This window comes from Idiomarina sp. UBA3176 (assembly GCF_002364295.1).
GTDB classification, from domain to species: Bacteria; Pseudomonadota; Gammaproteobacteria; order Enterobacterales; family Alteromonadaceae; genus Idiomarina; species Idiomarina loihiensis.
The window spans coordinates 80729-104973 of sequence record NZ_DEXU01000024.1; the positions used below are offsets into that span (position 1 = coordinate 80729).

Genomic DNA, 24245 nt, shown 5'->3' on the forward strand with positions numbered 1-24245 from the left:
GCTTTGTAGCCTGACGTTTACGTCAGGAACTATATCTCACCTGACATGAATGTCAGGCTACAGCGGCTTGTAGCCGATACGGAAGCCGCCCCAATGTTTTCCATTTACATAAACGGGTACCGATAAGTCGTGCATAACCTCGCCGGTATCGCGTTTGTAGGTCTGTAACAATAACGTTTGCGTGTGAGCTCCGCAACGTGCCCCGGTTTTGTCATTAAATAGCCGACGCGAGCGGTTGCCGACCAGGTCTTTCTTCGGATCACCTGTTAACGGCTTATTAAACGCATCGTTGTGCCGCGCTACATAGCCTTTCGGGTCAGTGGCTATAGCGTAAATAATGTGTTCATGTCGTTTCAGAGTAGGCTCCTGAATAGCGGGTAATATACTCTCGAAAAACTCCGTGTATGGTGTCTTGTATTTTACCGGCTCGGTTCCGGGAACCGCTTGATAATCCCGGGAGAACAGTTGAGAGGACGTCAGCTCGCCTTGCTCAATAGCCTGATCTAAACGTTGCCCAATTTGTTTAGCGGCGTCGGTTGCGGCCTGGTAAATCACTTTATGTTCAGCATCGGCATCATTTTCAACCAAGTGCGCGAACAATTGCTCCGACTGCAATTCCAGTTGCTCGGCCTGCCCGCTTACGTCATCCAGTTGCTGGTATTGTTCAGATAAGTCTGAGTTTACAGAATGCAGAAGCTCACCATTACGGGAAAGATCCTCTGCGTTCTCACCCATTAACCCGGTAATTTTTTGCAGTTGCTGCTCCACGGTTTCGGCTTGTTCTACAATGCTGGCCAGTTGTTCAATAATGCCCTCGGTTGTTTCCGACTGCTGTTCAATGTGCTTTGACAGTTGCTCAATATTATTGACCGCAACCGTGGTTTCATTATGAATCGCTTCCACCAAATTACTCACTTCTACGGTTGCATCCGAAGTTCGTCCGGCCAGCGTTCTGACTTCATCGGCTACAACCGCAAAGCCACGACCATGTTCACCGGCACGCGCCGACTCTATCGATGCATTCAGCGCCAGCAAGTTGGTTTGCTCTGCAATACTGTCAATAACCTGGGTCACTTTACGAATATCATCGGCTTTAGCCTGCAGACCTCTGACCGCTTCCGCACTTTCTCGGCTGTCCGCCACTACCAGAGCTATCTTCTGAGTGAGTTGCTTTATTCTCTCGCGGCCTTCGTGGCTTATCTGCTTGGTTTGCTCTGCAGCAACAGCCACTTCCGATGAAAAGCTTTCTATTCCCTTCGCCCGTTCGCTCACTCGTGACGAGTTATCCACACTTTCTTTCAAACGCTCGACAATATCTGCCAAAACGGATTTAAAACGGCTTATCGCAAAACTAAGCTCTGCCGTTGCTATTGCATTTTTACCGGAGTTTTCGGCCAGCTGATCCGTGCCGTCTCCCTCAGAGGGCTCTTCATCATCCGCTATTCCGGCGGCGCTAAAATAACGGGCATAAAACCAGCTCAGGGCAATAAATAATAAGCTTTGCAGACATAACTGCAGCCACAACCAGGGCACAAAAGCAAGGACAAGGACACCGGCGGCTATTGCCAAAGCCGTTATCAATAAAGGAGGTTTCACATCAACTGTGGACATTTATCTGCTTCCGTAAGGCGTAAAAAACGCAACGTACCATGTATAATTATCGAACAGTTTCCATGAAACTTTATGCTGCTGCACTACGACCTTGGTAGCAGGTGCAGACGGGCAACGCACCCGCCTGCGGTTTTTAAGGTTGGAAATTAACGATTTTTGTCGGTATCAGAGTCGTTGTCTGAGCCCAATTCTTCCTGCTGACGAAGGTAACCAGCGGCCTCTTCATCAGAAGTCTTCGACTGCGATTGCTGCAATCTGTCCTGGTCTGTTGGAATGGCGCGGGTCTGCTCATTTAACTGATGTATCTGTGAGGCATTGCCCAAATCGCGATTACTGGTTATAGAAGCAATAGACTCGCGGTCTTTCAGGAAGTCGATAACATCCTTACGGATAGACGCCATTTCGTCATCCGATTTATGCATTTCCAGAATATGTCGCGGATGCTCCAGATTTTTCATTCCGGTTGCAGCAAAAGTTGTCGACACAATACGTGACACGATAACCCAGGGGGTAATACTACTGCGAACCAGCGTATTTTCTGAGCGAGTACTGTCGTGAATACCGGTACCGGTTGAAATTTTAGACTCAGTAAAGGTTCCTTCGCACTTAAAGTAAATAAGCATGGATTCAAACTGAATTTCCGCATAAAACAGATGCGCGATATTAGCGGCTAAACCCGCAAATGCCCGCAGGACATAGCCAATAAGATAAAAATGAACGGCAGTCATGACTACGCCTGCTAAGGTCATTAAGTCGCTATAGGGAGTCTCTTCAGTCAGCCTATAGTTCATGCTATCAAGAAGTTTGACCACATCGACTGTTGCATAGGCTAAGAAAAACGTAAAAACCACACCGATAATGAACAAGCTATTACCCAGCAACAAGCTGACCAAGCGCGATTTATCAAATAACCCGCCCAGTCCCATAGGTTTTACCTGAGGCTGAATTTCCTGAATCATCTCCCCGCTAAAGGCTCCTTTGCCGTCAACGTGTTCCTGCAAGTTAGGATCCAATTCACGATACACACGGTTTGGCACTTCGCGATAACGACGGTTTGCCATGACCAGATTGTCCAGGTTGATAAAAATCTCTTTAGGGTGCACCGACTCCTGCCAGTTTTCCCGTAATTCAGAGACTTCAGAAACCGGATTCGCATGGGCTAAACGTCTTTTCAGCAACACCACAGTGACAGCCGTGCAAACTAAAGCGCCAACAAAAATGCCAAATAAGTACCAACCTGCATGAAAGTCCGGCAAAGCGGCATAATACTGCTCAACCGTTGCCGCCGTTACGTCTGTTGCAGCCATCCACCAGCTCACTACCAGCCCTACCACAACAGGCAATAACAAGGCGAAAGCAATAATCTTGACCAAATCACCACTGCCCATAGAGTCAATAGTCTGCTCTGCCCCGCGGGATATCGCCTTACCAGCGGCCTTCCATACGTGCATGATGTAAAGCGTCAATAAAACAGTGTAGACAGGGAAAGCCAGCACGCCTGCATCTCCGGCAAAACCAGCCAGGGACACAAAGGCAGCAAAGCCAAACGCAACCATTGCCGTAAGAGTACGCACCCAGGCGCCTAACAGGCGTTGCGCCATATTACGAATGGGATAAGGCATAAACAGTAATTTTGGAAATACCGTGTGAGCTATTCGCGCCAGTAAGCCTTTGGGCTCTATAAAGGTGCTGTTTTTACGGCCCATAAGCATTTCTTCCAGAGCCTGATCGTTATAAGCAACATAACGCGACTCTTCCTGCGCGGTACTGCGCTCAGACTTACTAAAGTTAGGAGCCAGTGACGTAGGGTGATTACGGCCAACAAAGTAACGCAGCATTGCCATAATGCCGCCGCTCAGTACTTTAATGCCGACTGCCAGAAGCGAAATACCGAAAATAGCCAGCACCCACCCCATAATCGGATCTTGCTTTACGGAACCAGCACCTGCTACCAGCAAATATACACCAAACAGCGATTGCACAACCCCACGAATACTGGTTACCAAGCCCTCTGTTTTAAACGGATTTTTTAATCCAAGATCAATCGAACCGTAATCAAACGCCACCGAACTTCCCCTACTCTATATGCCTATAAAAAATAAAGGCTTTAGGTTAGCGGTAAGTTAACTGCTGAGCAATAGAAAAATAAAAGCCTGAAAGCATTGAGCTCCATTGACATCAAGCCATGTGCGTAGCAATCTAAGCCTCTATTTTGCTATCAAGCGGCACAGACTATGAAAACCATCGTTGATCACCTGGCACAGTATGCGGCTTATCATCGGAACCGTAAGAATGTCATGACTCATCTTGTCGGTATTCCACTGATTGTTGTCGGCATCATTAGTTTATTATCACGGCCTGCGCTACCCTTGGACTACTTTTTGATTACCCCCGCCAACTTAGTTGTTCTGGCGGCGGTTATTTTTTATATCCGTCTGGATATCAAGTTAGGTTTGCTCATGACCATTTTGCTATGGCTGTCGCTGTCAGTTGGCCGCGACATAGCCGCATTACCAACCAGCTTATGGCTTAGCTGGAGCATTGGTCTGTTTGTTGTCGGCTGGGTATTTCAATTTATCGGCCATTATTTTGAAGGCCGCAAACCGGCTTTTGTTGATGATATTATGGGCTTAGCCATTGGCCCCTTATTCGTCGTAGCAGAAGTCGTATTTATGTTGGGCTTTAGAAAGGACTTAAAAGCAGCGGTGGAACAAAAATTATGATGGAACTGGATTACCCGCAGTGGTTTCATGATTGGGCGGCAACCCAACCCTGGGCCTATACAATTGGAGCCTGCTTTTTCCTTGTTATAGCGGTTTGGTTGTCTCAGCTTGTGACCAAACACGTTTTACTGCGTGGTATTTCCCGTCTGCTGTCTCAAACCCAGTTAGGCAGTGACCCGGGTATAGGCATTCGCGTTATTGTCAGCCGCCTGGCTCAGGTTGTTCCTGCGTTAGTGCTGTCCGGCGGTATTTATCTGGTACCGGATTTACCGGAAACCGCCACCACCATCATACGCAACATCAGTATTGCATACCTCATCCTGACTCTGGCGCGTTCGTTTAGCGCGGCCATGACTAGCGTTAACGAAATATACAGTCGGCAGCCTGACGCGCATACAAAGCCAATAAAGGGTTATCTGCAAATTGCGAAAATAGTGGTCTATGTGGTAGCGACTATTCTCATTATTGCCTCATTGCTGGACCGCTCTCCGGTTATTCTCCTGTCCGGTATTGGTGCCATGGGTGCGGTTGCCATGCTGGTATTTCAGGACACCATTCTGTCACTGGTCGCCAGTATTCAGCTCTCATCTAATGACATGCTTCGTGTCGGCGACTGGATTGAAATGCCCCAGTTAAACGCTGACGGCGATGTCATTGATGTGGCACTGCATACGGTTAGGGTTCAAAACTGGGATAAAACCATTACGAACATTCCCACCAAACGTCTTATTTCCGAGTCGTTTAAAAACTGGCGGGGCATGCAGGAAAGCGGTGGACGCCGTATAAAACGAGCGTTATACATTGACCAGAACAGTATTCACTTTTTGTCCGCTGAGCAGAAGAAAAAGCTGAAACGTTTCTCGCTACTTAGCGATTATCTGGAACAAAAAGAAAAAGATATATCTGAATGGAACGCGGGTCTGGAAAAGAAAGGCTTCGACCCTATAAACGGACGTCAGGTAACCAATATTGGTACCTTTCGCGCCTACGTGAAACAGTACCTCAAGCAGCGACCCGACATACACGAAGGAATGACACTGATGGTTCGTCAGTTAAACCCGGGGCCTCAGGGTTTGCCCATTGAAGTGTACTGCTTTAGTAACGATACCGCGTGGGAAATCTACGAAGGTATTCAGTCCGACATTTTTGATCACTTGTTTGCCATACTGCCACAATTTGACTTACAGGTTTTTCAGGAAACCTCAGGGCAGGACGTTCGTTCGGCGGTACAAGCGCTGGAGCTTAAACCCAAAAGTGATGATGAATAAGTTAAGACTGAACTAACACTTTACTGTCATTAAGTCTTCATGTTTACGGAGTAATTTCTTTTACTCTGGGAAAAATGCATGGAGTAAAACAGTGAAGCAATTTAACCGACGTGACTTTTTAAAGCTATTTGCAGCAACGGGCGCAGCAGTCACCGTATCAACCGCATTACAGGGCTGTGCAAGTGTTGGCAAAACCAGTGAGCGCAGCTCCGTCAAGTTTGACCATGGCGTAGCCAGTGGCGATCCAACTTCAAACGCCATTTTGTTGTGGACGCGCGCCGTGCCGGAAAATAGTACAGAAAAACAAGTAGCGCTGGGCTGGGAACTGGCCGCCGATGAAAACTTTTCAAGTATCATTCGTTCTGGAACAGCCACAACAAGCGCCAGCAGAGACTACACAGTTAAAGTCGACGTTACTCAATTATCGCCAAACCAGCGTTACTACTATCGTTTTTTAGGTAAGAACAGCAAAAGCCCCTCTGGCAAAACGCAAACGCTTCCTGAATCTGGCTTAAAACCGCTGAAGTTTGCGGTTTTCTCCTGCTCTAACTACCCCGCCGGTTACTTTAACCCATACTCCGAAGCAGCAAAGGACGATTCTATTGATGCGGTCATTCATTTAGGTGACTACATTTACGAGTATGGCGCAGGCGGTTACGCCACCCAAGGTTCGCAAGAAATTGGCCGCGGCTTACCCGACAACAATAATACAGAACTTTTTACCCTGACTGATTATCGTCGCCGCTACGCGCTTTACCGCACCGACGAAGGGTTACAGGCACTGCACGCACATGCCCCTTTTATTGCCGTGTGGGATGACCATGAAATTAGCAATGACACCTGGAAAAACGGTGCAGAAAACCACCAGGAAGATGAAGGCAGCTTTATTGAAAGGCGCGCAGCCGCAGTTCAGGCGTATTATGAGTGGCTGCCTATTCGTCCGCCACAGGGCGAAGCCAACCTCACTATTTATCGTGATTTCAAATTCGGTGACTTAGTTGATTTGATCATGCTGGATACCCGCGTTATCGGACGTGATAAACAGCTGAATTATGACGACTACCGCGATGCAGAAAGCGGTCAGTTCAATACCCAAAAATTCCAGCAGGACATGTCTTCTGACCGCAGCATCATGGGCAAAAAGCAGTTACAGTGGCTGGTTAATAAACTGAATAACAGCTCAGCGCGCTGGCAAGTTTTAGGTCAACAATTGCTTATGGGGAAAATGAACTTTCCTTCGGCCGCATTCGCGGCAGATGACCGCAGTAAAGTCACACCACTGCTGTTACAAATAGCAGAGCTTAAAAAGCGCCTGCAGAACGGCGAAGAGTTAACACCTCAGCAGCAGGCGATGGTCACTCAGGTTACGCCCTACAATCTCGATGCCTGGGACGGTTACCCCATTGAACGTGAAATGCTCTATCGGGCAGCGAAAAAAGCCAACAAACAACTGGTGGTTATTGCCGGTGACACTCACAACGCGTGGCACAGCGAACTGCGTAGTTCAGATGGAGCTCATATTGGGGTGGAGTTTGCCACGTCTTCGGTATCATCTCCGGGAATGGAAGCTTACCTAAGTCTGGACACAAAAACTGCAGAACAGCTGGCAAAAGCACTTCCTACGCTTATAGAAGACTTAAAATATACCAACCTGCATCAGCGCGGTTATATGAACCTCTTTGCATCCGAGGACGCGGTAGAAGCAGAATGGGTGTTCGTGGACACGATTCGTAGCAAAGACTATCGGGTAGTGAATAAGCACAGAGCGCGCTACACGGGAAGTTAGTTTCTAGCTCGTAAAATAAAAAGGGAACCATGACACAGGTTCCCTTTTCTCGTTTAGCGTAAATTTACATGCCAAACTTCTTGGTAAACTCTAAATAGAATAAACGCGGTGGACCTGAAATAAAGGTTGGGTTACCAAAACTCCCGCCCGTATTCCCGGCATCAACCAGGTATTCTTTGTCGAACAAGTTAGTTGCTTTCAACGCCAGACTCCAGTCAGCAGAGTCATTATAAAGACCCAGCGACGCATTCACTAAAGAGACCGAATCCTGACTGATATCCAGGCCAGCTACCGGTGCATTTTCTGGTTCAAAGAACACTTCTGACCGATAGGTACCGACTACAGAGCCACGCACTGCGTATTGACTGGAAAGCGCTGCTTCGTATATCACCCCAAGGCTTGAAGTCCATTCAGGCTGAAGGCGGAAGCGGTTACCGGCTAAACTCCCGTTGGTGCTGTCGTCATCAATTTTCGCATCCAGATACGCCAGGTGGCCAAATAGCTCAATGCCTGCGCCTAAATTCGCATTAATTTCAGTTTCGACACCAAAGTTCGTCGCAGAGCCTGCGTTTGCGGTGTAAAAGTTACCCGAATCGTCCTGCAGCGTTACCTGAAAGTCTGAATAGTCCTGATAAAACACTGACGCAGAATAACGTACGCGGTTTTCCGTTAAGCTTCCTTTAAGGCCGGTTTCGTAGTTCCAGATAACTTCCGCCGGAATTAACCCAAAATCCCCTACGGCTTCACCGTCGGCATCAAGAGTCGAGCTCACATCAACAACTTCCGAACGACGACCTTTTGAAACCGTTGCAAACCAGTTGTTATCGTCATTCAGCTTGTAAATAATATTAAAGCGAGGCAACCATGCGTCTGAACTGTTACTAGCAGTGAACACTTCTCCATCCGTTGAAACAGTCGGCAACAAGGTTTGTGTTGGCAGACCCAACAGAGGTAACAACTGGCTGTTCGGCATGGTCGCAGCAAAGCCACTTTCCCGATCTTCTGAAACGTAACGAATACCCGCAGCAACTTCGGTTTTATCGTTTAACTGATAAGTGAAGTCAACAAAGGCAGACCAGGACTCATTATCGCCAAAGTTGGTAAACTCGCCGGCGTATGGAATTTCCTCTAAGGCTCCCCCGGTTAATACCGGTGTCAGTTGGTTGACTGAACCATCGGCATTAATACAGGGCAAACCACTGGGTAAAGCCCCGGCGCAGTTCAGGAAAATAGATTCTTCGGTGCTAAAGGGGACACGCTGGCTGCCGTCTTCTGTAAAGTAATTGATACCCCACAGCATTAATAGGTTATCGCCAGCATAGTTAAAACGAAATTCCTGACTGAACTGGTCGCCCTCGGCATCTTCACCAAACTCCAGGAACCATGCCTGAGTGCCGTCTGCGTCAAACACTTCCAGTGAATCGAAGCTGCGGTAACCACTCACCGAGGTAAAGCTTAAGCGCGGGCTAATGGTCCAGTCCAGGGTTAAATTAATATCATCGACGGTTCTGTCCAGACCCAGTTTTTCGCGACCTAGTACCGAGGCCGAGTAAGGACTGCCGGTCATTTCAACAAAACTGTAGGGGCTGGTGTCGCCGCCGGTTGGTGCGAAAATACCATTTTTAAATGAGGTTCCGGTATCTTCGTTTTTCTCGTAACTGTAAATTAAGTCAGCAGTTACCGTATCGCTGGGCTGAAAACGAAGTGAACCACGCAAGGCTTGTCTGTCAACGCCGTTCATGTCGTCCTGGTCAGGAGCTATGTTCTCAATAAATCCGTCGCGTTCACGGTAACTGAACGCCAGTCGTCCGCTGACTAAGTCGCTGCCGCCGTTAATGAAGCCGCCCACTCGTTTCTGAGACTCATTACCCGCGCCAACACTCATTTCGGCAGAGAAATCCGCTTCTGGCTTACGGGTTATAACACTAATGGCGCCAACCGATGCAGCCGTACCAAATAACGTTGCCTGCGGGCCTTTAACCACCTCAACACGCTCTATATCAAACAGTTCAAAGTAGGAGCCACGTGAGCGTGAGACATCCACTCCGTTGTAATAAACCGACACCCGCGGAGATGCCTGAGCCGAACCGCTGTCTGAGGTAATGCCACGAATAACAAAACCAGGGTTGTTCGGGCTTTGTTCCTGAATAACCAAACCCGGCGTCAGATCGGAAATCATATCCAGTTCGTTTAAGCCCAGCTCGTCCAGACGGCTTCCTTCAAACGCACTGATACTGGCAGGCACATCATTAATAGACTGCACACGCTTTTGTGCAGTCACTTCAATTCGCTCAAGTTCATCTGAGGTGTCCTGTTGCGCAAAAGCAACCGGCGCACTTAACGCACAAAGCGCAGCAACAACAGAGTTTAATACTTTATTTGTTGGGAACGGTAATGCCGATGTTTTCTTATAAGTAGTCATAACCCTTAAAACCTTAATGTGAGTGGTTAACGCGTTAACGCCGGGCTAATGTACTGAGGTCAGTTGACGATACGATGACGAATAAATGACGCATTTGTTGCTGATCTGTCAATTTTGTTGAGCCGCCTTTTAAATACTTGTATGGTCTCTAGTCCTTTATATTTAAAAACATTAAAGCGGGTGGTATTACTTGATAAAGCTTCCTCCAAAACTGGCAGTCTGCGGGCTTATTATTTTCTGCCTGACTTATTCTCATGCCTCTGCTGGTGACAATTCTTTGCAGCAAGTGTCTTTCCAGTCAGTGCTCGAACTGCCTTCCGGCAGCCCCGATAACAGCTACAGTTACGGCTCTCACCCCTCCCAGTTTATTCAGTATTGGAATGCACCAAAGCAGCCAAACACGGCCGCTAATGTGATTTTTATTCACGGTGGTTGCTGGCTAAAAGAATACGATATTACTCACACCAACCCGGCAAGCAGTGCAATGAGAAAAGCGGGTTTTAATGTCTGGTCTGTTGAATATCGCCGTTTGGGCGAGCAAGGCGGAGAGTGGCCGGCGAGTCTCAATGACGTGAAAACCGCAATTCGCTTTATACAGCAAAAGCTCAATAATCAGCCGGTAGCGGTTATGGGCCACTCTGCCGGTGGGCACCTCGCACTTCTGGCTACCACCCGGAATACGCCCTCGGCTGAAAATATAAACGCAGTTATTGGCCTAGCCGCCATTACAAATATGGTCAGTTACACTCAGGCGCAAGGCAGTTGCAACCGTGCAGCCAGCAACTTAATGAAAACAGCTTACACCAGCGAAGAAGACTATCGTGCTGCCAGCCCAACAGCACAAAAGCTCCACGCCAACACCTGGCTGATGCAGGGTACCAAAGACAAAATTGTCCCCATGAGCCAAACCGCTGATATCAACGTAAAGACAGAACAACTTGAAGGCGCAGGTCATTTTGACTTAATACACCCAAACTCAACTGCCTGGGAAGCCATTATTCAGCGACTGAACAAAGAGCTAAAACCATGAACTTTACTGACATACAGGAACTCGACAGCATTGACCCCTTTGCCCGGCACCGTGAACAATTTAAGCTGCCGGTTAATAAGGTTTATCTGGATGGCAACTCGCTGGGTGCAATGACCAAAGCAACGGCAGCCCGTATACAGCAGGTTATCCAGCAGCAGTGGTCGCAGGATCTTATCAGCAGTTGGAACGAACATAACTGGATTAATTTGCCGCAACATGTCGGCGAAAAAATTGCCCGCCTGATAGGCGCAGCACCAGAGCAGACTATTTGCTGTGACTCAATATCGGTGAATTTATTTAAGACGCTGGCAGCGGCACTGTCACTGGCTCAAAGCCATGACTCTGAGCGCAACATAGTGCTATCCACCAAAGATAACTTCCCGACAGACTTATACATGGTGCAGGGAATTTCACAGTTTGTTGGTGAACACCGTTGTCAGCTAAAGCTGGTTGATGAAAACGAGCTGGAGCAACAGATTGACGATAAAATCGCAGTAGTTTTAGCAACCGAAGTGAATTTCAGAACCGGAAGACGGCTTGACGCTAAACAACTTATTACCAGCGCACACAGCCACGGAGCCCTGGTTATTCTGGATTTAGCCCACAGCGCAGGGGCAATGCCCGTGCACCTGGACGACTGGAAAGCAGACTTTGCGGTTGGCTGTACTTACAAATATTTAAATGGCGGCCCTGGCGCGCCAGCCTTTATTTATGCCGCAAAACGTCATCACCAGAATATGAGTCAGCCTTTAAGCGGCTGGTTCGGACACGCCCGCCCGTTTGATTTCACACCAGACTACGAGCCCGCTACCGGTATTCAACAAATGCTGACCGGCACCCCTTCTATTCTCGCCATGGCAGCGGTCGATTCCGCGCTCGAAGCTTTTGAGAACGTGGACCTGGAAAAGTTAAGAGAAAAGTCCTTACAGCTGGCCGACGTTTTCCATCAATTACTAGAAGCCGCGTCACTGAATAGCAACCTGGAACTTATTTCTCCTCCGCAACGGGAGCAGCGAGGCAGTCAGTTGTCGTATCGTTATGAGCACGCCTATGGCTTATGTCAGGCACTTATTCAAAGAGGCGTAATAGCTGACTTTCGTGCCCCAAATTATATCCGCTTTGGGTTTACCCCTCTTTATAACAGCTTTGAAGATATCTGGAAGGCCATTGAGCAGTTGCGGCAAGTTATTGAAGCCAAAGAACATCTCGATTCTCGTTGGCAAAGTCGTAATACCGTAACCTGAAACAAAAAAGCCTCAGCCGATGTATTCGGCTGAGGCTTTTCATTACCATCTTTTTATCACCAAACAATAATTACATCATTTTCGCGATTGGAATTTTCTGACCGTTCAGTACACCTTCACCGTTTTCCATCTGGAATTCGCTGCGGTACTCGTCGTCTTCTTCCTTCAGCAAACCTTGTTGTATGTACATATCAATCATCATTGGTGCTTGTTGTTCAGCCATTTTCTGCAGTTCAGCTTCATCGGCACCAGGCATTTGCATACGCATTGTTGACAACATCTGCTGTTCAGCAACCCATTTCAACAACGGCTTATCAATAGCAATGGATGAGTCAACAATCAGGCTGGAAAGCCAGAATTGCGTGTCTTCCATATTGTCCGGCATTTGGTTTACACCCGCCAATTTAGCGCTTAGATCACCTTTAAATTCGCCCGGCTCCATTTTCCCGCTAAATTCACTAATAACGAACTCAGGCTCTGCCTGCAGTAACTTAGGTAGGTTTTCCTTTACCAGCTTTTGCGTCGCAACTTCTATTTCGTCGGGGTTCTGGTCATAAATCTTTTGCATCATTTGGTTATAAGCAAGCAAGAACTCAGAATCGATGTTATTAAAAGCCATCTTTAACTTCAGATCGTCAAGGTCAAAGTCTTCGGCTTTCAGCGACTCTACAGAATAGTTCATATCAATATTCATGCTTTCTTTGTCGTCGCTGAAATAACTAACGAATTCAATTCCAAGATCTTTCAATTCAAATAGGTCGACATCATCCGGCTGGCCTACAATGATTTTATCAAGCTTCATAGACATTTCGCCTTCATAAAGCTCGCCCTTCACAATTTCCAGCATGTTGCCTTTAGCTTCAGTGCTTATTTCAAACTCACCAATGCTGATAGCCTGGCCCTCAATAAGACCTTCTGCGCCTTCCAGTTTTCCTTCGTAACTGAACTCATCCGAAGAAATGGAACCTTCACCTTCATAGCCAGTAAAGGTCAGTGACGTTTGCTCATCATTCGGTTTAGAACTGAACGCGACAATTTCATCGTCATAACTAACACCACCAAAAAAACCTGCTGAACCCGTCAGGTGATAAAAAGGCGTGTTCTCTTCCCATTCAATATACTCACGTAACCCATCGTCCTTTGCATGAGCTTCAAACGAAGCCATACCCAGACCAGGAGAAAATTGAGTCAGAACCGGACCGTGCTGAACATCAATAACCACTTCAAAAGACAAGTCATCAGGTGCTGACCCTTCCGGGTAAATAGAACCGAAATCTACGCCCAGCGATATTGTTGCAGTTGAACCGAACCAGCCACTATCAAATGAGACCATACGAGCGTTATAAGCGGGTAATTGATTTATCACTTCAACATGTTGCTTTAACGCACCCTCAACTTGAGGGCCAACGAATTTAGGGCCTATGAGAGCGCCTGCAACTACGACGATACCGACGCCGCCAAGGAGTCCTTTCTTATTCATATTATACCTTTCATTTATAGGGCTGGATTGTAATTATAATGTTGTAAATCATACAGAAATTTTTTATCAACGGCAAAATTTTTGAGTGTAAAGCCCTCGTAAATCAAACACGAGTTATGATGTGAGCTTTTATGTAAGCTATAGAGTAGTAAGTAACAAGCTTTTGTTTAAAACAGGTGTAGCCAATATGACCAGAGTATTAATTTCTACAGCTATGGCGTTGCTTTTGCTTGGGTGTTCGTCAGGAGACTGGCGCGATGCGTCCAGAGACCCCGCTGGTATCGCGCCTGATCCTGAAATTGAAAAGCAAGCCATAATAGAAGCCTATGCAGCCGATGCCTTTGGCTGGCGTGGCTGGTTTGCGGTTCATACCTGGTTGGCGGTAAAACCTGAGAATGCCAGTGAGTATACCGTATACGAAGTTGTGGGCTGGGGTGTGGAGCACGGGCGCCCGGCACTGCGCATTTATGAAACAGCAACACCTGACCGCTATTGGTATGGTGCCGAACCCGAAAAAATACTCTCCGTATCGGGAGCTCAGGCCGCTGCTATGATCACACGAATTGAAGAAGCGGCGTCGCGCTACCCCTGGGCAAATGAATACGAAGTGCTCCCCGGCCCCAACAGCAATACCTTTCCGGCCTGGATAGCCATACAAGTTCCGGAACTTGGCCTGAAACTACCTTTCAGTGCCATTGGTAGCGGTTACGCGGATAATGATCAATAAGTAAAAAAATGGGATAATGGTAACTATTGCTCGCTGACAGCAGTCAACTTATCAACCGCGGTGCCCCCTAAATGGAAATCAATGTAAACTTTCTCGACAATATGCGCCTTGAGGCGAAATTCGATGACTTCACGGTTATTTCGGATCAGCCTATTCGATACAAAGGCGATGGCTCCGCCCCCGGTCCTTTTGACTACTTTCTGGCGTCTTCCGTTATGTGTGCGGCACACTTTATTCGCCTTTATTGCGACGCCCGTGATATTCCAACCGAGAATATCCGTATTTCACAAAACAACGTTGTCGACCCCGAAGACCGCTATAAGCAGCTGTTTAAAATTCAGGTTGAGTTACCGGCCGATATTTCCGAGAAAGACCGCAAAGCCATTATTCGGGCAGCCGAGCGTTGCGCCGTTAAGCGCGTTATAGAAAACGACTTAGAGTTTGACGTCGAAGCCGTCGAAAGCATTACTCAGGACGCTCAGGCGTTACTGACCATACGCCCGGACAGCGACAGCCAAACCTTTATTGAAGGCAAAGACTTACCGCTGGAACAAACAATTGCCAACATGACCGCCATACTGGCGGACTTAGGCATGAAGATAGAAATATCCTCCTGGCGCAATATTGTCCCGCATGTCTGGTCGCTGCATATTCGCGATGCCGCCTCTCCTATGTGCTTTACCAACGGCAAAGGCGCAACTAAGGAAAGCGCGTTGTGCTCTGCACTGGGCGAGTTTATTGAGCGCTTAAGCTGTAACTTCTTTTATAACGACCAATACTTTGGCGAAGAAATAGCAAACGCCGAATTCGTACACTACCCCAACGAAAAATGGTTTAAATCCGGCGCGAACGACGAGCTACCCGCGGAGATCCTCGATGAGTACTGCCGTGAGCTTTATGACCCGGAAGGTGAACTGCGTGGTTCACACTTAATTGATACTAACTCAGGCCGTGCTGACCGCGGTATTGTGTCCTTGCCATTTGTGCGCCATTCCGACGGCGAGACGGTCTATTTCCCGTCGAACTTAATTGAAAACCTGTATTTAAGTAACGGCATGAGTGCGGGTAATACATTGCCCGAAGCTCAGGTTCAGTGCTTGTCGGAAATTTTTGAACGCGCCGTTAAAAAGCACATTATTGAAGACGAAATTGCCCTACCCGATGTGCCCCAAGCGGTGCTTAACAAGTACCCGAATATTCTGGAAGGAATAAAAGCCTTAGAAGAACAAGGCTACCCGGTGTTAGTTAAAGACGCATCATCGGGCGGTCAGTTCCCGGTGGCCTGCGTTACCTTAATGAACCCACGCACCGGCGGTGTTTTTGCTTCTTTTGGTGCGCACCCAAGCTTTGAAGTGGCGCTGGAGCGCAGCCTGACCGAGTTATTGCAAGGCCGCAGCTTTGAAGGTTTAAACGACCTGCCGGCACCAACTTTCAACTCCATGGCCGTAACCGAGCCAAATAACTTTGTTGAGCACTTTATTGATTCGTCGGGTGTGGTGTCCTGGCGTTTCTTTAGCGCTAAGTCCGACATTGAATTCGTTGAGTGGGACTTCAGCGGCTCTAACCAGGAAGAAGCCGATACGCTGTTTGGTATTTTGCAGGACATGGGCAAAGAAGCTTACATAGCCGTGCATGAAGATTTAGGCGCGCCGGTATGCCGTATTCTGGTGCCGGGCTATTCGGAAGTTTACCCCGTGGAAGACCTTATTTGGGACAACACCAATATTGCTCTGCAATACCGCGAAGACATTCTCAACCTGCACCGCTTAACCGATGAGCAGCTAGAAGACTTAGTTGAGCGCCTGGAAGACAGTCAGCTTGATAACTACATGGATATCATCACCCTGATTGGCATTGAGTTTGATGAAAATACGGTTTGGGGTCAGCTCACCATTCTTGAATTGAAACTGCTCATTTACCTCGCGCTGCAACGCCATGACGACGCTTTCGAATATGTAGAAATGTTCCTGCAATTCAACGACAACACGGTTGAGCGTACGCTATTCTACCGTGCCATTGAGGCCGTACTGGAAATTACTCTGGACGAAGAGCTAGAGTTGGATGACTACCGCTACAACTTAGGCCGTATGTATGGCGAAGAGACCATAGAAGCCGTTATAGGCTCTGTTAAAGGCACTACGCGCTTCCACGGTCTAACGCCAACAAATATGCAGCTTGAAGGTCTGGACAGACATTTACGCTTAATAGAAAGCTACAAGAAACTGCACGCGGCACGGGCTGAACGGCAGGTTTAAAACTAAAAGTTCAGCCCGACAAAGGCTCCGCGGTTACGTTTAGCAACAGCCTGCATGAAGGCAGCAAAGGTTTCCGCGTTGCCTTGCGCGCGGCTAAAGCCTATTCCATGAATACGCATTACCGGCTTGCCATCGGCTCCCTGGTTCTGACTGGTTATCTGCCGAACTATGGCGTCTAAGTCACTGGCCCGGTAGTCGTCACCAAAAACGTACAAGCTGGTTGTGCCTTTGGTTTTTTTATATAGTTTAATGGCTTTCAGAATACCCAGCTCAGGCGCACTTTTACCGCCGGTAAAGTTTGGCATTTGTTGCATGGCCATTTGTCTGAACCGTTTGCTGTCCGGTAACCAGTCACCCGCTTTACTGCTGAACATAAAGTCACCGTCGGCGGCCATAATCTGAAAGCCCTTCATTTTCGGGTGACTTTCTATAATGTCGTTAACGACGCTAATGACCCGGCTCCAGCCCCGGCCTCCCGACATGGAGCCGGAATTATCAATAACAAACACCACGTACTCAGCGTCGGTTGGGATACCGCCTACGTCATCATCCGGTGTGTCAGTGCTGTTCGGCGTGTTTAGCATTGCCGTGGCTTGGCGTATTTCAGCCCTTAACGACGAGGCTTTATCCTGCAACTGTTGCAGGGTTTTCTGTGCCCGCGGAATAGAGCTTTCTAAATTCTTCTCCTGCTCAGTGACTGATGCGGTCTTTTGCTCGGCGGCAGACAGTTCATCTTGTTTGTCTGATAAAGCGCCCTGAAGCTCCTCCACCGACTGCTGCGCCAGCAATACTTCTGCAACTAAGGTACTGAGGTTAGCCGGCCCACGTTCAGTGTCTTCAGTACCGTTTTTCGCTAACAACACCAGCATAATCACCGCACCAAAGGCACAGGAAATAATGTCCAGAAAAGCCAGGTTAAACACCTCTATTGGCGCACGCTGAATTTTTCTCATTATGGCCACTCCGGAGCGGGTGATAAGAAAGTACCGCCGCTAACCCGCGACCAGTTCCAGTAAAGCGGAGAAGCGTAGGGGTCACCCTCTATCGGCAGCAGTATAATATTGTAGCGAACACCTTTAGGCGCAAGATCAACCGTCTTTACCATCAGCGCCTGACGGCAGTCTGAGGAAATAGATTTCTTCGTCGAAATAAAATTACGACAGGTGAGAGGCAGGCCGTCTCCCAATGTTGGCAGGCCATCCGTTACTATGTATACGTCAGTAATATTCGGGTTCGTCTCAAATAACGTACTAATGCCCAGCTGAAGGTTAGTGCCGCCCTCTGGCACAACCGCGCCTAAGTCCTTCACAATAGAATTCATAGAGCCGCTGACAGAGGCGGTACTGACATCTCTCTGCCCTAGGCGTTTTGCCGTATCGGAAAAGGTCACCACACTCACTTTTGAGGTTTGCGGAAGCCGTGCCAGCAACCATTGAGCAACCCGGCGCGTCCTTATCCATTTAGCGGTAGACACTTTTTTGCCGTCGCTCAAAGCCAGTTTGCTCAGCACGTCAATTAAGTTATCGCCCATCATAGAGGCGCTCTTATCTACCAGAATGCCTATTTGCTCGCCTTCCACTTTCATGCCGGTAATAAAGTTCTGCTCACCCGTACCCGAAAGCTCAACGTTGGCTGACTTCTCAACTTCTTTGGACAAGGCCGCTAACTGGTTTTCCAAATCGGCAACTACGGCCAGCTGAGTCGACAAGTCCTGCAAAGCTTTGGTTTGATCCTGGGTGGTGTCGTTTTTCGCTTCTTTAGAGTCTTCCTGCTTAGCCGACTCCAGCGCAATTTTGTCATTAATTTCGTCAATGGATTTTTTCAGGCGCTGCTGCTCATCCATTGACGCCGCCAGCTCCTGCTCAAGCTTTTCTTTTTCTTCTGAAGGGTCGGGCGTAAAAGCTTTAAAATCTATCAGGATAAAAATAAGGATAACGGCGCCCAGCCCGCATGCCATGACATCCAGAAAAGATAGATTAAAGCCGTCGCCAGCCTGGCGTGTTCGTCGCATCTGAGTCGCTCAATTAACTGTGTAAATGAGACAGCAAGTGTTTCTCGCAGGACTCTTGCGTGCGGATCACCATCTTGTCCTGACGGCTGTTCAGCAAGTGCATAAACAACATCAGAATCAAAGAAATGAACAGCGCAACCAACGTTGAGTTAAAAGCCACCCCCAGCGATGCAGTCATACCCGCAATGTCACCATCCAGTGCTTTGTCAGCCTGCGCCAGCGCCGAGCCAATACCGCGAACCGTACCCACGAAACCAATAGACGGAATAGCCCAGATAATGTAGCGGATCATGTTGTTGCCGCTTTCTAACTGAATGGCAATATTGTCTACCGACGACTCAATAGTGTCAGCCGCATGCTGAACGTTTTTGGTGTTCTTAAAACGACGAATACAGTTAATCCAGGTGCTGTATGCGGGGGTTTCTTTATAAGCCGAGCTTTCTAAATCATTTAATGCCGCATCAACGTCCAGCGCTTCAGATTTGTCGTAGCTTTCCAGTAAGTCGCGCGAGTAAATTTCTTCTTCGTCAATTAACCGCCACAGCTTATACAGCATAAGGAATAAGCAGAACAACATGAGCGAAATACACACCTGCTGTTCAACATCTTTGAAGATAACCGAAAATGCAGTTAAGGCTTCGGTGCCTTTCTCTGCCATTGCCACTTCGGCGGCCGGGCGAATAAGTCCTGCATACAGCAAATGTATAAGAGTAAAAATGGCCAGTAGCACACCACCACTGACAAAAAAGTTAGGGCTCATTGAAAGCGTATTATTTTTAGACATTATGCATTCCGGGCGTTAAATGTTGGTGGGGAAGTCTTGTGGTGCATCCAAAGACACAAAATAAGCCGTCGCGCTGCCGGCCAAAGCCAGCAGTATGACGCCCAAAATCACGCGTTTTTTCATGATGTTTCTCCTCATCATTCATGATACCGGGCTATTCTAAAGCCGATATCCTCTGCCGAAGCACTTTCGCCGTCGCGAACGCTGGCACGAATATTCTTCATGCGTCCGGTTTTATAAGACGCACCTTTGACCACATTCCCATTGCCGCGAGCCGCGCCCAGGTAATCGGTGTAAACCCGGTCAAGATCGGGCGGGTTCAAAGTATAACTGTCGTGCACCCATTCTTTCACGTTACCGTCTAAATCAAAAAAGCCGCCGCGCTCTGCTTTAAAGCTGCCTACCGGTGCTTTACCGGCAAAACCGTCATTGTAACCACGTAAAATGAAAGTTTGCTGACCTTTTGCAGACTCATCGGCAAAGTTGCCCTGCTTGTCACGCAGGTGATCCTGGCTGCCCCACACGTAAATAGTGGAGTCGGCTCTGCGATTAATTTTGGCAATGTATTCCCACTCGGCTTCAGTCGGCAAGCGGTAACCACGCGAGCTAGCATCGGTTCCCACCACTTTACCGTTACTGACTTTATAAAAAGGCTGCAGGCCTTCCTGTTCGCTCAGCCAGTTGGTAAATAACGCAGCTTCATCCCAGGACACATTCGTAACCGGCATTTTGGTTTTACTACCCGAGCCTTTAAACGCGGCAAACTGCGCTTCGGTAATTTCGTGGCGCGATATCCATACGTCCCGTGAGAAATCCACTTTCACCTGATGCTCATTACGTCCGCGGTTTGGCTCATTAACCGGCGATCCCATAGTGAATTTTTTCGGCGACAGACGGTTCATTTCAATGCCTAAAGTACTGACAAACAACGGTCTGCCTTCTTTTCTTCTGGCATCAAACTCACGCAGCATCTCGGCTTTTACGTTCACCAGCCGATCGCTGCTTGGCTGAAACTCCTGCTTAACCGTACGGTAACCGGTTTTACGAAACTCAACGTCAGAAGGCAAAGCTTGCAAAGTGGTCCGAAGCGGCGTTACGCCCTGCTTTTGTCCGTTAATGTAAACGTCGCTGGGTTCGTTGGAGGTAAAAGCTACGTCGCCCATTTCCAGGTCTAAGTTAAAGGTCAGCTGCTGATTTTCGGCCGGCCCCAGCTTAATTGTCCGGCTTTGCTTAATGTAGCCGGCCTTTTCGTAACGAATAACATGTTCTTTATTGGCATCGACGCTAATTGGACTTTTTGCCGGCGCGCCGTTAACCAGTAACGCGCCGCCCTTCGGGTTCACTGAGACATTAACAGTTGCCTGCACTGGCTGAAGACGGTAATTACGCTTCGGTTCTTTATTGCGCACGGTTAAAGACACGGTGTCCGTTACCGGTTCATACCCCGGATAATTCACCACCACAGGGTAGTCGCCACCCACTTTAGCAACAGTTACCGGCGTTGAACCCACCTCTTTGCCATCAAGAGTAACCGACGCGCCAGCCGGGCTGGAGTTAATAGAAATAGTGCCACTAATAGGGGTTAGCCGAAGTTGATATTCAACTTTACCGTCTATTAACGCCTCAATAGCCACTGAGGCCGGTTCGTAAGCCGGATGCGAGGCCGACACCGTATAAGTTCCGGGCGCGAATTCACCCTCAAAGGTAGAAGCCGTTTCTCGCTGCTCACCGTTAACTGACCAGACAATATTATTTGCGCCCGGCTCTGTTGTTATCGTCACTTTTGCCGGCTTAGGCTCCAGCTCAACTTCAATGGTTGAAGGGCTGTTGTCATTTACCTGCACTTCTTTGCTTTGGTACTTGTCGGCAGACACGGCTACAAGGCCACCAGAGCCTACCGCGTAATATTTATTGTCGATGAAAAAACCAATACCGGAATTAACCGCAAAGCGCTGAGTTTGCGCCGCTTCTGCTGGCTTTACAGTAAAACTGTAGCCTTTGGTTAAAAACAGCCAGCCAAAATAAATAACCAGCAGTGCAAGAATACTGACCGAGAAGCCAATAGCCATTAACCGTCGTTTACGTCGTCCTTTCTCAATGGCTTCGTCAAGTGTGGCCACGAAGTCTCTCCTGTTTTTTAATTATTCTACGCTAAATTATGCTAAACGCGTTCGTTACACTGAACGTTAATAACAATTGGCGTGCCCGACTTCTCCACCACAACATCGACAATGGTTGAGCGGTAGCCTTCGCGGCGGCCTTCTAATTGGTACTTACCCGGCTTTAACTGGATGGTTTTTTCTCTTACCTCACCCACAACACCAACACCCAGTACTTTTATATAAGTGCGGTTGTCAGAACGAATCGTCACATCTATGGGCTGATTTTCCTTTTCAATAAGCTGCTCAACCTGGTTTATTTTTTCACCCAGCTTTGCGCTCAATTGCGTGAGCCCACTGTATTTGGACACCGCATTCACGGCATTTTGGCGAATGTTGCTGTCAGCAAGCCGGCCCGGTCTTTCAATATAAACATCCAGCGCACTGCTGGCGGCTAATATTTCTTCCGCGCTTTGTTTAGCCTGCTGCACAACCCGGCTGTCCGGATAATCGACCAAACCCTTTTCTGCCAGCATCTGTACCGTCTGCCATTCGTCGGCACCGGCAAACACCTGAATGCGTTTTTCTAACGACTTCACACCCTGACTTTTTAGTTCAGCGTCAATTTGCGCCTGCAGGGTTGCCAGTTCCGGCCGGTTGTTGTCTATAGCTGAAGCTTTGGTTAATGCCTGCTGGGCGCGATCAAAGTCTTTTTTATCAATGGCATTGACCGCCGTTGCCAAGGCACGGGCAAAACGTTGTTGTTTAATTTGCTGTTCCACTTTCGCCAAGGCTGCCTTTGCATCCTGCTGTTGCGGATCAAGCTTAAGAATTTGTTGATAAGCAGCACGCTGCTTCTCTATGTTGCCTTCTACACCGCCCACTCTTGCCTGTTCATACAGGTCGGCTACTTCATGGTAGGTGTCTATGCGTTTCTGCAACGCCAGCGCGTCGCTATAGTCGCCTTTTACCTTTAAAGCCTGAGCATTCAGCTGAGCAGCGTCATCAATATCGTCGGCAGCAAAGGCTTTTGCTGCGTTTTCATAAGCCTGCTTATAAGCCTGGTCAAACGCGCTTTGGTACTCTGTAATATCTGTGTTGAGTTGCTCGACAGTGGTTTGCGCCTGGCTGTAATTACTGGCGCCATAGTCATTAAAAGCCTGATCTATGTCGGCCTGAAAAGCCTCAACTTTGGCGGGCTGCCACGTCGATATATACGGGGTAGCAACAAGCTCAGAAACGCGCTGATTGGTCTCATTTAAGGCCGTTTGCAGCGCTTTTCTGTCTATTGCCTGGTTAGCGGAACTTATCTGCGGCTCGCTTTTCTCTTGTTTTTCCGCGACTACCTGCGTGTTACCCGAAACCGGAAAATAAGCGAGCAAAGTAACGACAACGCCAATCAGCAAACAGGCAAAAACAGAGGCAATTACACCGGTTATTATGACTTTTTTCTTTTTAGCACGGTTTTCTGCTATTTGCTGATCAACAGACGACATCGTTACCTTTCCTTAGGTGAATTAAAGCTGAGTTAACGGCGTTGATTCGAGATCATAAATCTCTTTCAGCTTTTCACGTAATTGCGCGTATTGCTCACCAGCGGTACCGGTTAATTCAATGTTCTGGTCATTAAGTTCTACCACCTGCGGAGTTACTTTTATGTCCAGGTTTTGTCCCATTTCATCAAGCAATGCGCGTTGAGTGCCTAATTCACGGTTGGTTTTTATTGCTTCGCTTAAGCTGTAAACCGCACCTAAACCTGCCGCAGCACTGGCCACCTGACCCGCGCTAGAGCCTGAGTTTTTACCCAGCAAAATAGCAGCCGTAGCTAAAATACCAGCACCAACCTGCGCACGGGTTCTTTCTGCTTTTTTGCGGCGAATATCAATAGCAACCGGTAAGGTTTCTTCCTGATAAGCACGGTACGCGTCATGAGTGGTTGCGTAAAACGTGTCGTAGCTGTCCTGCAATGAATCAACAAACTGCTGGTCTTTCGCTTTAATCACATTAACCCGCTGATACATTGGGTCTGATTCAGCCGGAGCTCCGTTCAGCGTAATCGTTGAGCGGTTCGAGAAGAAGCTGCTGGACTCTCCCAGGTAGCCGCCAAAGGCTTCAGGACTGTACATAGAGGCGTAACGCATATCTGAAACCGCCTGAATGGTTTTCTTCTCTTCTTCAGACTTTTGAATTAGCAAGTCATAAACATAACCTGCAATGCTTTCAAAAATTGGGCCGTATGGGTTTTCACCTTTTCTTAACGCGTCACGGTAAAAGCCTGCGCCTACCTGATACTCAAACTCTTCCTCGCCCCAAATTTGGTTACTGGCGTCCATAACACGAACACCAATTTCAACGGTTTCGGTATCTGAGTAATTAATTTTGCCCAGGACGTAAACATCGGCGCTGACATTCGCATCGGGAGTAACATTCACAGCACCAAAGGCTTCCGTGTCAGAAAGTGCTTCGCGGGTATTTACGGCGAAACGGTTCGCTTCTAAACGGCGTACCTGTGGCCAAATGTCTTCTTCAACTATGGCTTCATCATCAATATTGCCGGAACTGTCTTTCGGCAAACCCGGGTCAAACACAGGAATAGCCACATTAAGGTAAACATTAGAGTTGTAACTGTAGCTACGCTCTTCTTTGCCCAAGGCTTTAGAGTCTGACGGACCATTCATGCTTGGGCCAACGCTGGTAACATTCGTTTGGGTTGACTGGCAGCCTGCTAATGTAAACATTGCTGAAAGCGTCATAACGACTGAAAATCGTTTTAGTTTTTTTAGTTGAGCTAGTGTATTCATGTTC

The 24245-nt window shown here is 48.0% G+C and carries 17 protein-coding genes; 7 read left to right on the forward strand and 10 right to left on the reverse strand.

The window, feature by feature from the left end:
* Positions 1-57: 57 nt before the first annotated feature.
* Together B2U97_RS11800 and B2U97_RS11805 are read right to left on the reverse strand one after the other, a co-directional pair.
* Complete coding sequence (locus tag B2U97_RS11800; RefSeq protein WP_114981691.1) at positions 58-1611, reverse strand: methyl-accepting chemotaxis protein; 1554 nt, start codon at positions 1609-1611, stop codon at positions 58-60.
* 146 nt (positions 1612-1757) lie between these two features.
* Positions 1758-3677 carry a hypothetical protein gene (locus B2U97_RS11805; RefSeq protein ID WP_114981690.1) on the reverse strand — a complete coding sequence of 640 codons (1920 nt, stop codon included), beginning with the start codon at positions 3675-3677 and terminating at the stop codon, positions 1758-1760.
* Between the two features lie 168 nt (positions 3678-3845).
* On the opposite strand from B2U97_RS11805, the gene B2U97_RS11810 reads away from it, so the two are divergent.
* The 3 genes from B2U97_RS11810 to B2U97_RS11820 all read left to right on the forward strand — a co-directional run bounded on the left by B2U97_RS11810 (position 3846) and on the right by B2U97_RS11820 (position 7388).
* Positions 3846-4334, forward strand: coding sequence for a DUF962 domain-containing protein (locus B2U97_RS11810; RefSeq protein ID WP_034822170.1), 489 nt, complete (start codon positions 3846-3848; stop codon positions 4332-4334).
* Positions 4331-5602, forward strand: a complete 1272-nt coding sequence (locus tag B2U97_RS11815) for a mechanosensitive ion channel family protein (protein WP_011235402.1) — start codon at positions 4331-4333, stop codon at positions 5600-5602. The genes B2U97_RS11810 and B2U97_RS11815 overlap by 4 nt, the downstream gene beginning before the upstream one ends.
* Before the next feature lie 91 nt (positions 5603-5693).
* Positions 5694-7388, forward strand: a complete 1695-nt coding sequence (locus B2U97_RS11820) for an alkaline phosphatase D family protein (RefSeq protein WP_114981689.1) — start codon at positions 5694-5696, stop codon at positions 7386-7388.
* A 64-nt stretch (positions 7389-7452) separates the two neighbouring features.
* Here B2U97_RS11820 and B2U97_RS11825 read toward each other — a convergent pair whose 3' ends face one another.
* Positions 7453-9810, reverse strand: a complete 2358-nt coding sequence (locus B2U97_RS11825) for a TonB-dependent receptor (protein WP_114981688.1) — start codon at positions 9808-9810, stop codon at positions 7453-7455.
* A gap of 190 nt (positions 9811-10000) precedes the next feature.
* On the opposite strand from B2U97_RS11825, the gene B2U97_RS11830 reads away from it, so the two are divergent.
* Together B2U97_RS11830 and kynU are read left to right on the forward strand one after the other, a co-directional pair.
* Positions 10001-10840 (forward strand): alpha/beta hydrolase family protein, encoded by an 840-nt coding sequence (locus tag B2U97_RS11830; protein WP_114981687.1) that lies wholly within the window; start codon positions 10001-10003, stop codon positions 10838-10840.
* On the forward strand, positions 10837-12084 hold the full coding sequence (kynU, locus tag B2U97_RS11835; RefSeq protein ID WP_286824579.1) for a kynureninase: 1248 nt from the start codon (positions 10837-10839) through the stop codon (positions 12082-12084). The genes B2U97_RS11830 and kynU overlap by 4 nt, the downstream gene beginning before the upstream one ends.
* 70 nt (positions 12085-12154) lie before the next feature.
* Here the strand turns inward: kynU and B2U97_RS11840 are convergent, their stop codons facing one another.
* Positions 12155-13564, reverse strand: coding sequence for a YdgA family protein (locus B2U97_RS11840; RefSeq protein WP_286824584.1), 1410 nt, complete (start codon positions 13562-13564; stop codon positions 12155-12157).
* A gap of 187 nt (positions 13565-13751) precedes the next feature.
* Between B2U97_RS11840 and B2U97_RS11845 the strand changes: the two genes are divergently transcribed.
* The gene (locus B2U97_RS11845; protein WP_286824586.1) at positions 13752-14291 is read left to right on the forward strand and encodes a DUF3750 domain-containing protein; all 540 of its coding nucleotides are present in this window, start codon (positions 13752-13754) and stop codon (positions 14289-14291) included.
* Positions 14292-14362: 71 nt separating this feature from the next.
* On the forward strand, positions 14363-16546 hold the full coding sequence (locus B2U97_RS11850) for an OsmC domain/YcaO domain-containing protein (RefSeq protein WP_286830534.1): 2184 nt from the start codon (positions 14363-14365) through the stop codon (positions 16544-16546).
* A 2-nt stretch (positions 16547-16548) separates the two neighbouring features.
* Here B2U97_RS11850 and B2U97_RS11855 read toward each other — a convergent pair whose 3' ends face one another.
* The 6 genes from B2U97_RS11855 to B2U97_RS11880 all read right to left on the reverse strand — a co-directional run bounded on the left by B2U97_RS11855 (position 16549) and on the right by B2U97_RS11880 (position 24241).
* On the reverse strand, positions 16549-17499 hold the full coding sequence (locus B2U97_RS11855; protein WP_272989076.1) for a VWA domain-containing protein: 951 nt from the start codon (positions 17497-17499) through the stop codon (positions 16549-16551).
* Positions 17499-18557: a VWA domain-containing protein gene (locus B2U97_RS11860; RefSeq protein ID WP_114981681.1), complete on the reverse strand. Its 1059-nt coding sequence runs from the start codon at positions 18555-18557 to the stop codon at positions 17499-17501. The genes B2U97_RS11855 and B2U97_RS11860 overlap by 1 nt, the downstream gene beginning before the upstream one ends.
* A gap of 13 nt (positions 18558-18570) precedes the next feature.
* Positions 18571-19341: a MotA/TolQ/ExbB proton channel family protein gene (locus tag B2U97_RS11865; protein WP_011235411.1), complete on the reverse strand. Its 771-nt coding sequence runs from the start codon at positions 19339-19341 to the stop codon at positions 18571-18573.
* 137 nt (positions 19342-19478) lie between these two features.
* On the reverse strand, positions 19479-21461 hold the full coding sequence (locus B2U97_RS11870) for a PEGA domain-containing protein (protein WP_286823175.1): 1983 nt from the start codon (positions 21459-21461) through the stop codon (positions 19479-19481).
* Positions 21462-21502: 41 nt separating this feature from the next.
* A complete protein-coding gene (locus B2U97_RS11875) occupies positions 21503-22936 on the reverse strand; it encodes a tetratricopeptide repeat protein (protein ID WP_286830536.1) in 1434 nt (477 codons plus the stop codon).
* A 21-nt stretch (positions 22937-22957) separates the two neighbouring features.
* A complete protein-coding gene (locus B2U97_RS11880; protein WP_286823177.1) occupies positions 22958-24241 on the reverse strand; it encodes a hypothetical protein in 1284 nt (427 codons plus the stop codon).
* Positions 24242-24245 lie beyond the last annotated feature (4 nt).

Bases quoted from the DNA above. Each gene is read 5' to 3' on its own strand.
- B2U97_RS11845 (WP_286824586.1), top strand. From the start codon at position 13,752: ATGACCAGAGTATTAATTTCTACAGCTATGGCGTTGCTTTTGCTTGGG.
- B2U97_RS11855 (WP_272989076.1), bottom strand. From the start codon at position 17,499: ATGAGAAAAATTCAGCGTGCGCCAATAGAGGTGTTTAACCTGGCTTTT.
- B2U97_RS11800 (WP_114981691.1), bottom strand. From the start codon at position 1,611: ATGTCCACAGTTGATGTGAAACCTCCTTTATTGATAACGGCTTTGGCA.
- B2U97_RS11880 (WP_286823177.1), bottom strand. From the start codon at position 24,241: ATGAATACACTAGCTCAACTAAAAAAACTAAAACGATTTTCAGTCGTT.
- B2U97_RS11825 (WP_114981688.1), bottom strand. From the start codon at position 9,810: ATGACTACTTATAAGAAAACATCGGCATTACCGTTCCCAACAAATAAA.
- B2U97_RS11860 (WP_114981681.1), bottom strand. From the start codon at position 18,557: ATGCGACGAACACGCCAGGCTGGCGACGGCTTTAATCTATCTTTTCTG.
- B2U97_RS11815 (WP_011235402.1), top strand. From the start codon at position 4,331: ATGATGGAACTGGATTACCCGCAGTGGTTTCATGATTGGGCGGCAACC.
- kynU (WP_286824579.1), top strand. From the start codon at position 10,837: ATGAACTTTACTGACATACAGGAACTCGACAGCATTGACCCCTTTGCC.
- B2U97_RS11875 (WP_286830536.1), bottom strand. From the start codon at position 22,936: ATGTCGTCTGTTGATCAGCAAATAGCAGAAAACCGTGCTAAAAAGAAA.
- B2U97_RS11850 (WP_286830534.1), top strand. From the start codon at position 14,363: ATGGAAATCAATGTAAACTTTCTCGACAATATGCGCCTTGAGGCGAAA.
- B2U97_RS11865 (WP_011235411.1), bottom strand. From the start codon at position 19,341: ATGTCTAAAAATAATACGCTTTCAATGAGCCCTAACTTTTTTGTCAGT.
- B2U97_RS11810 (WP_034822170.1), top strand. From the start codon at position 3,846: ATGAAAACCATCGTTGATCACCTGGCACAGTATGCGGCTTATCATCGG.
- B2U97_RS11840 (WP_286824584.1), bottom strand. From the start codon at position 13,564: ATGAATAAGAAAGGACTCCTTGGCGGCGTCGGTATCGTCGTAGTTGCA.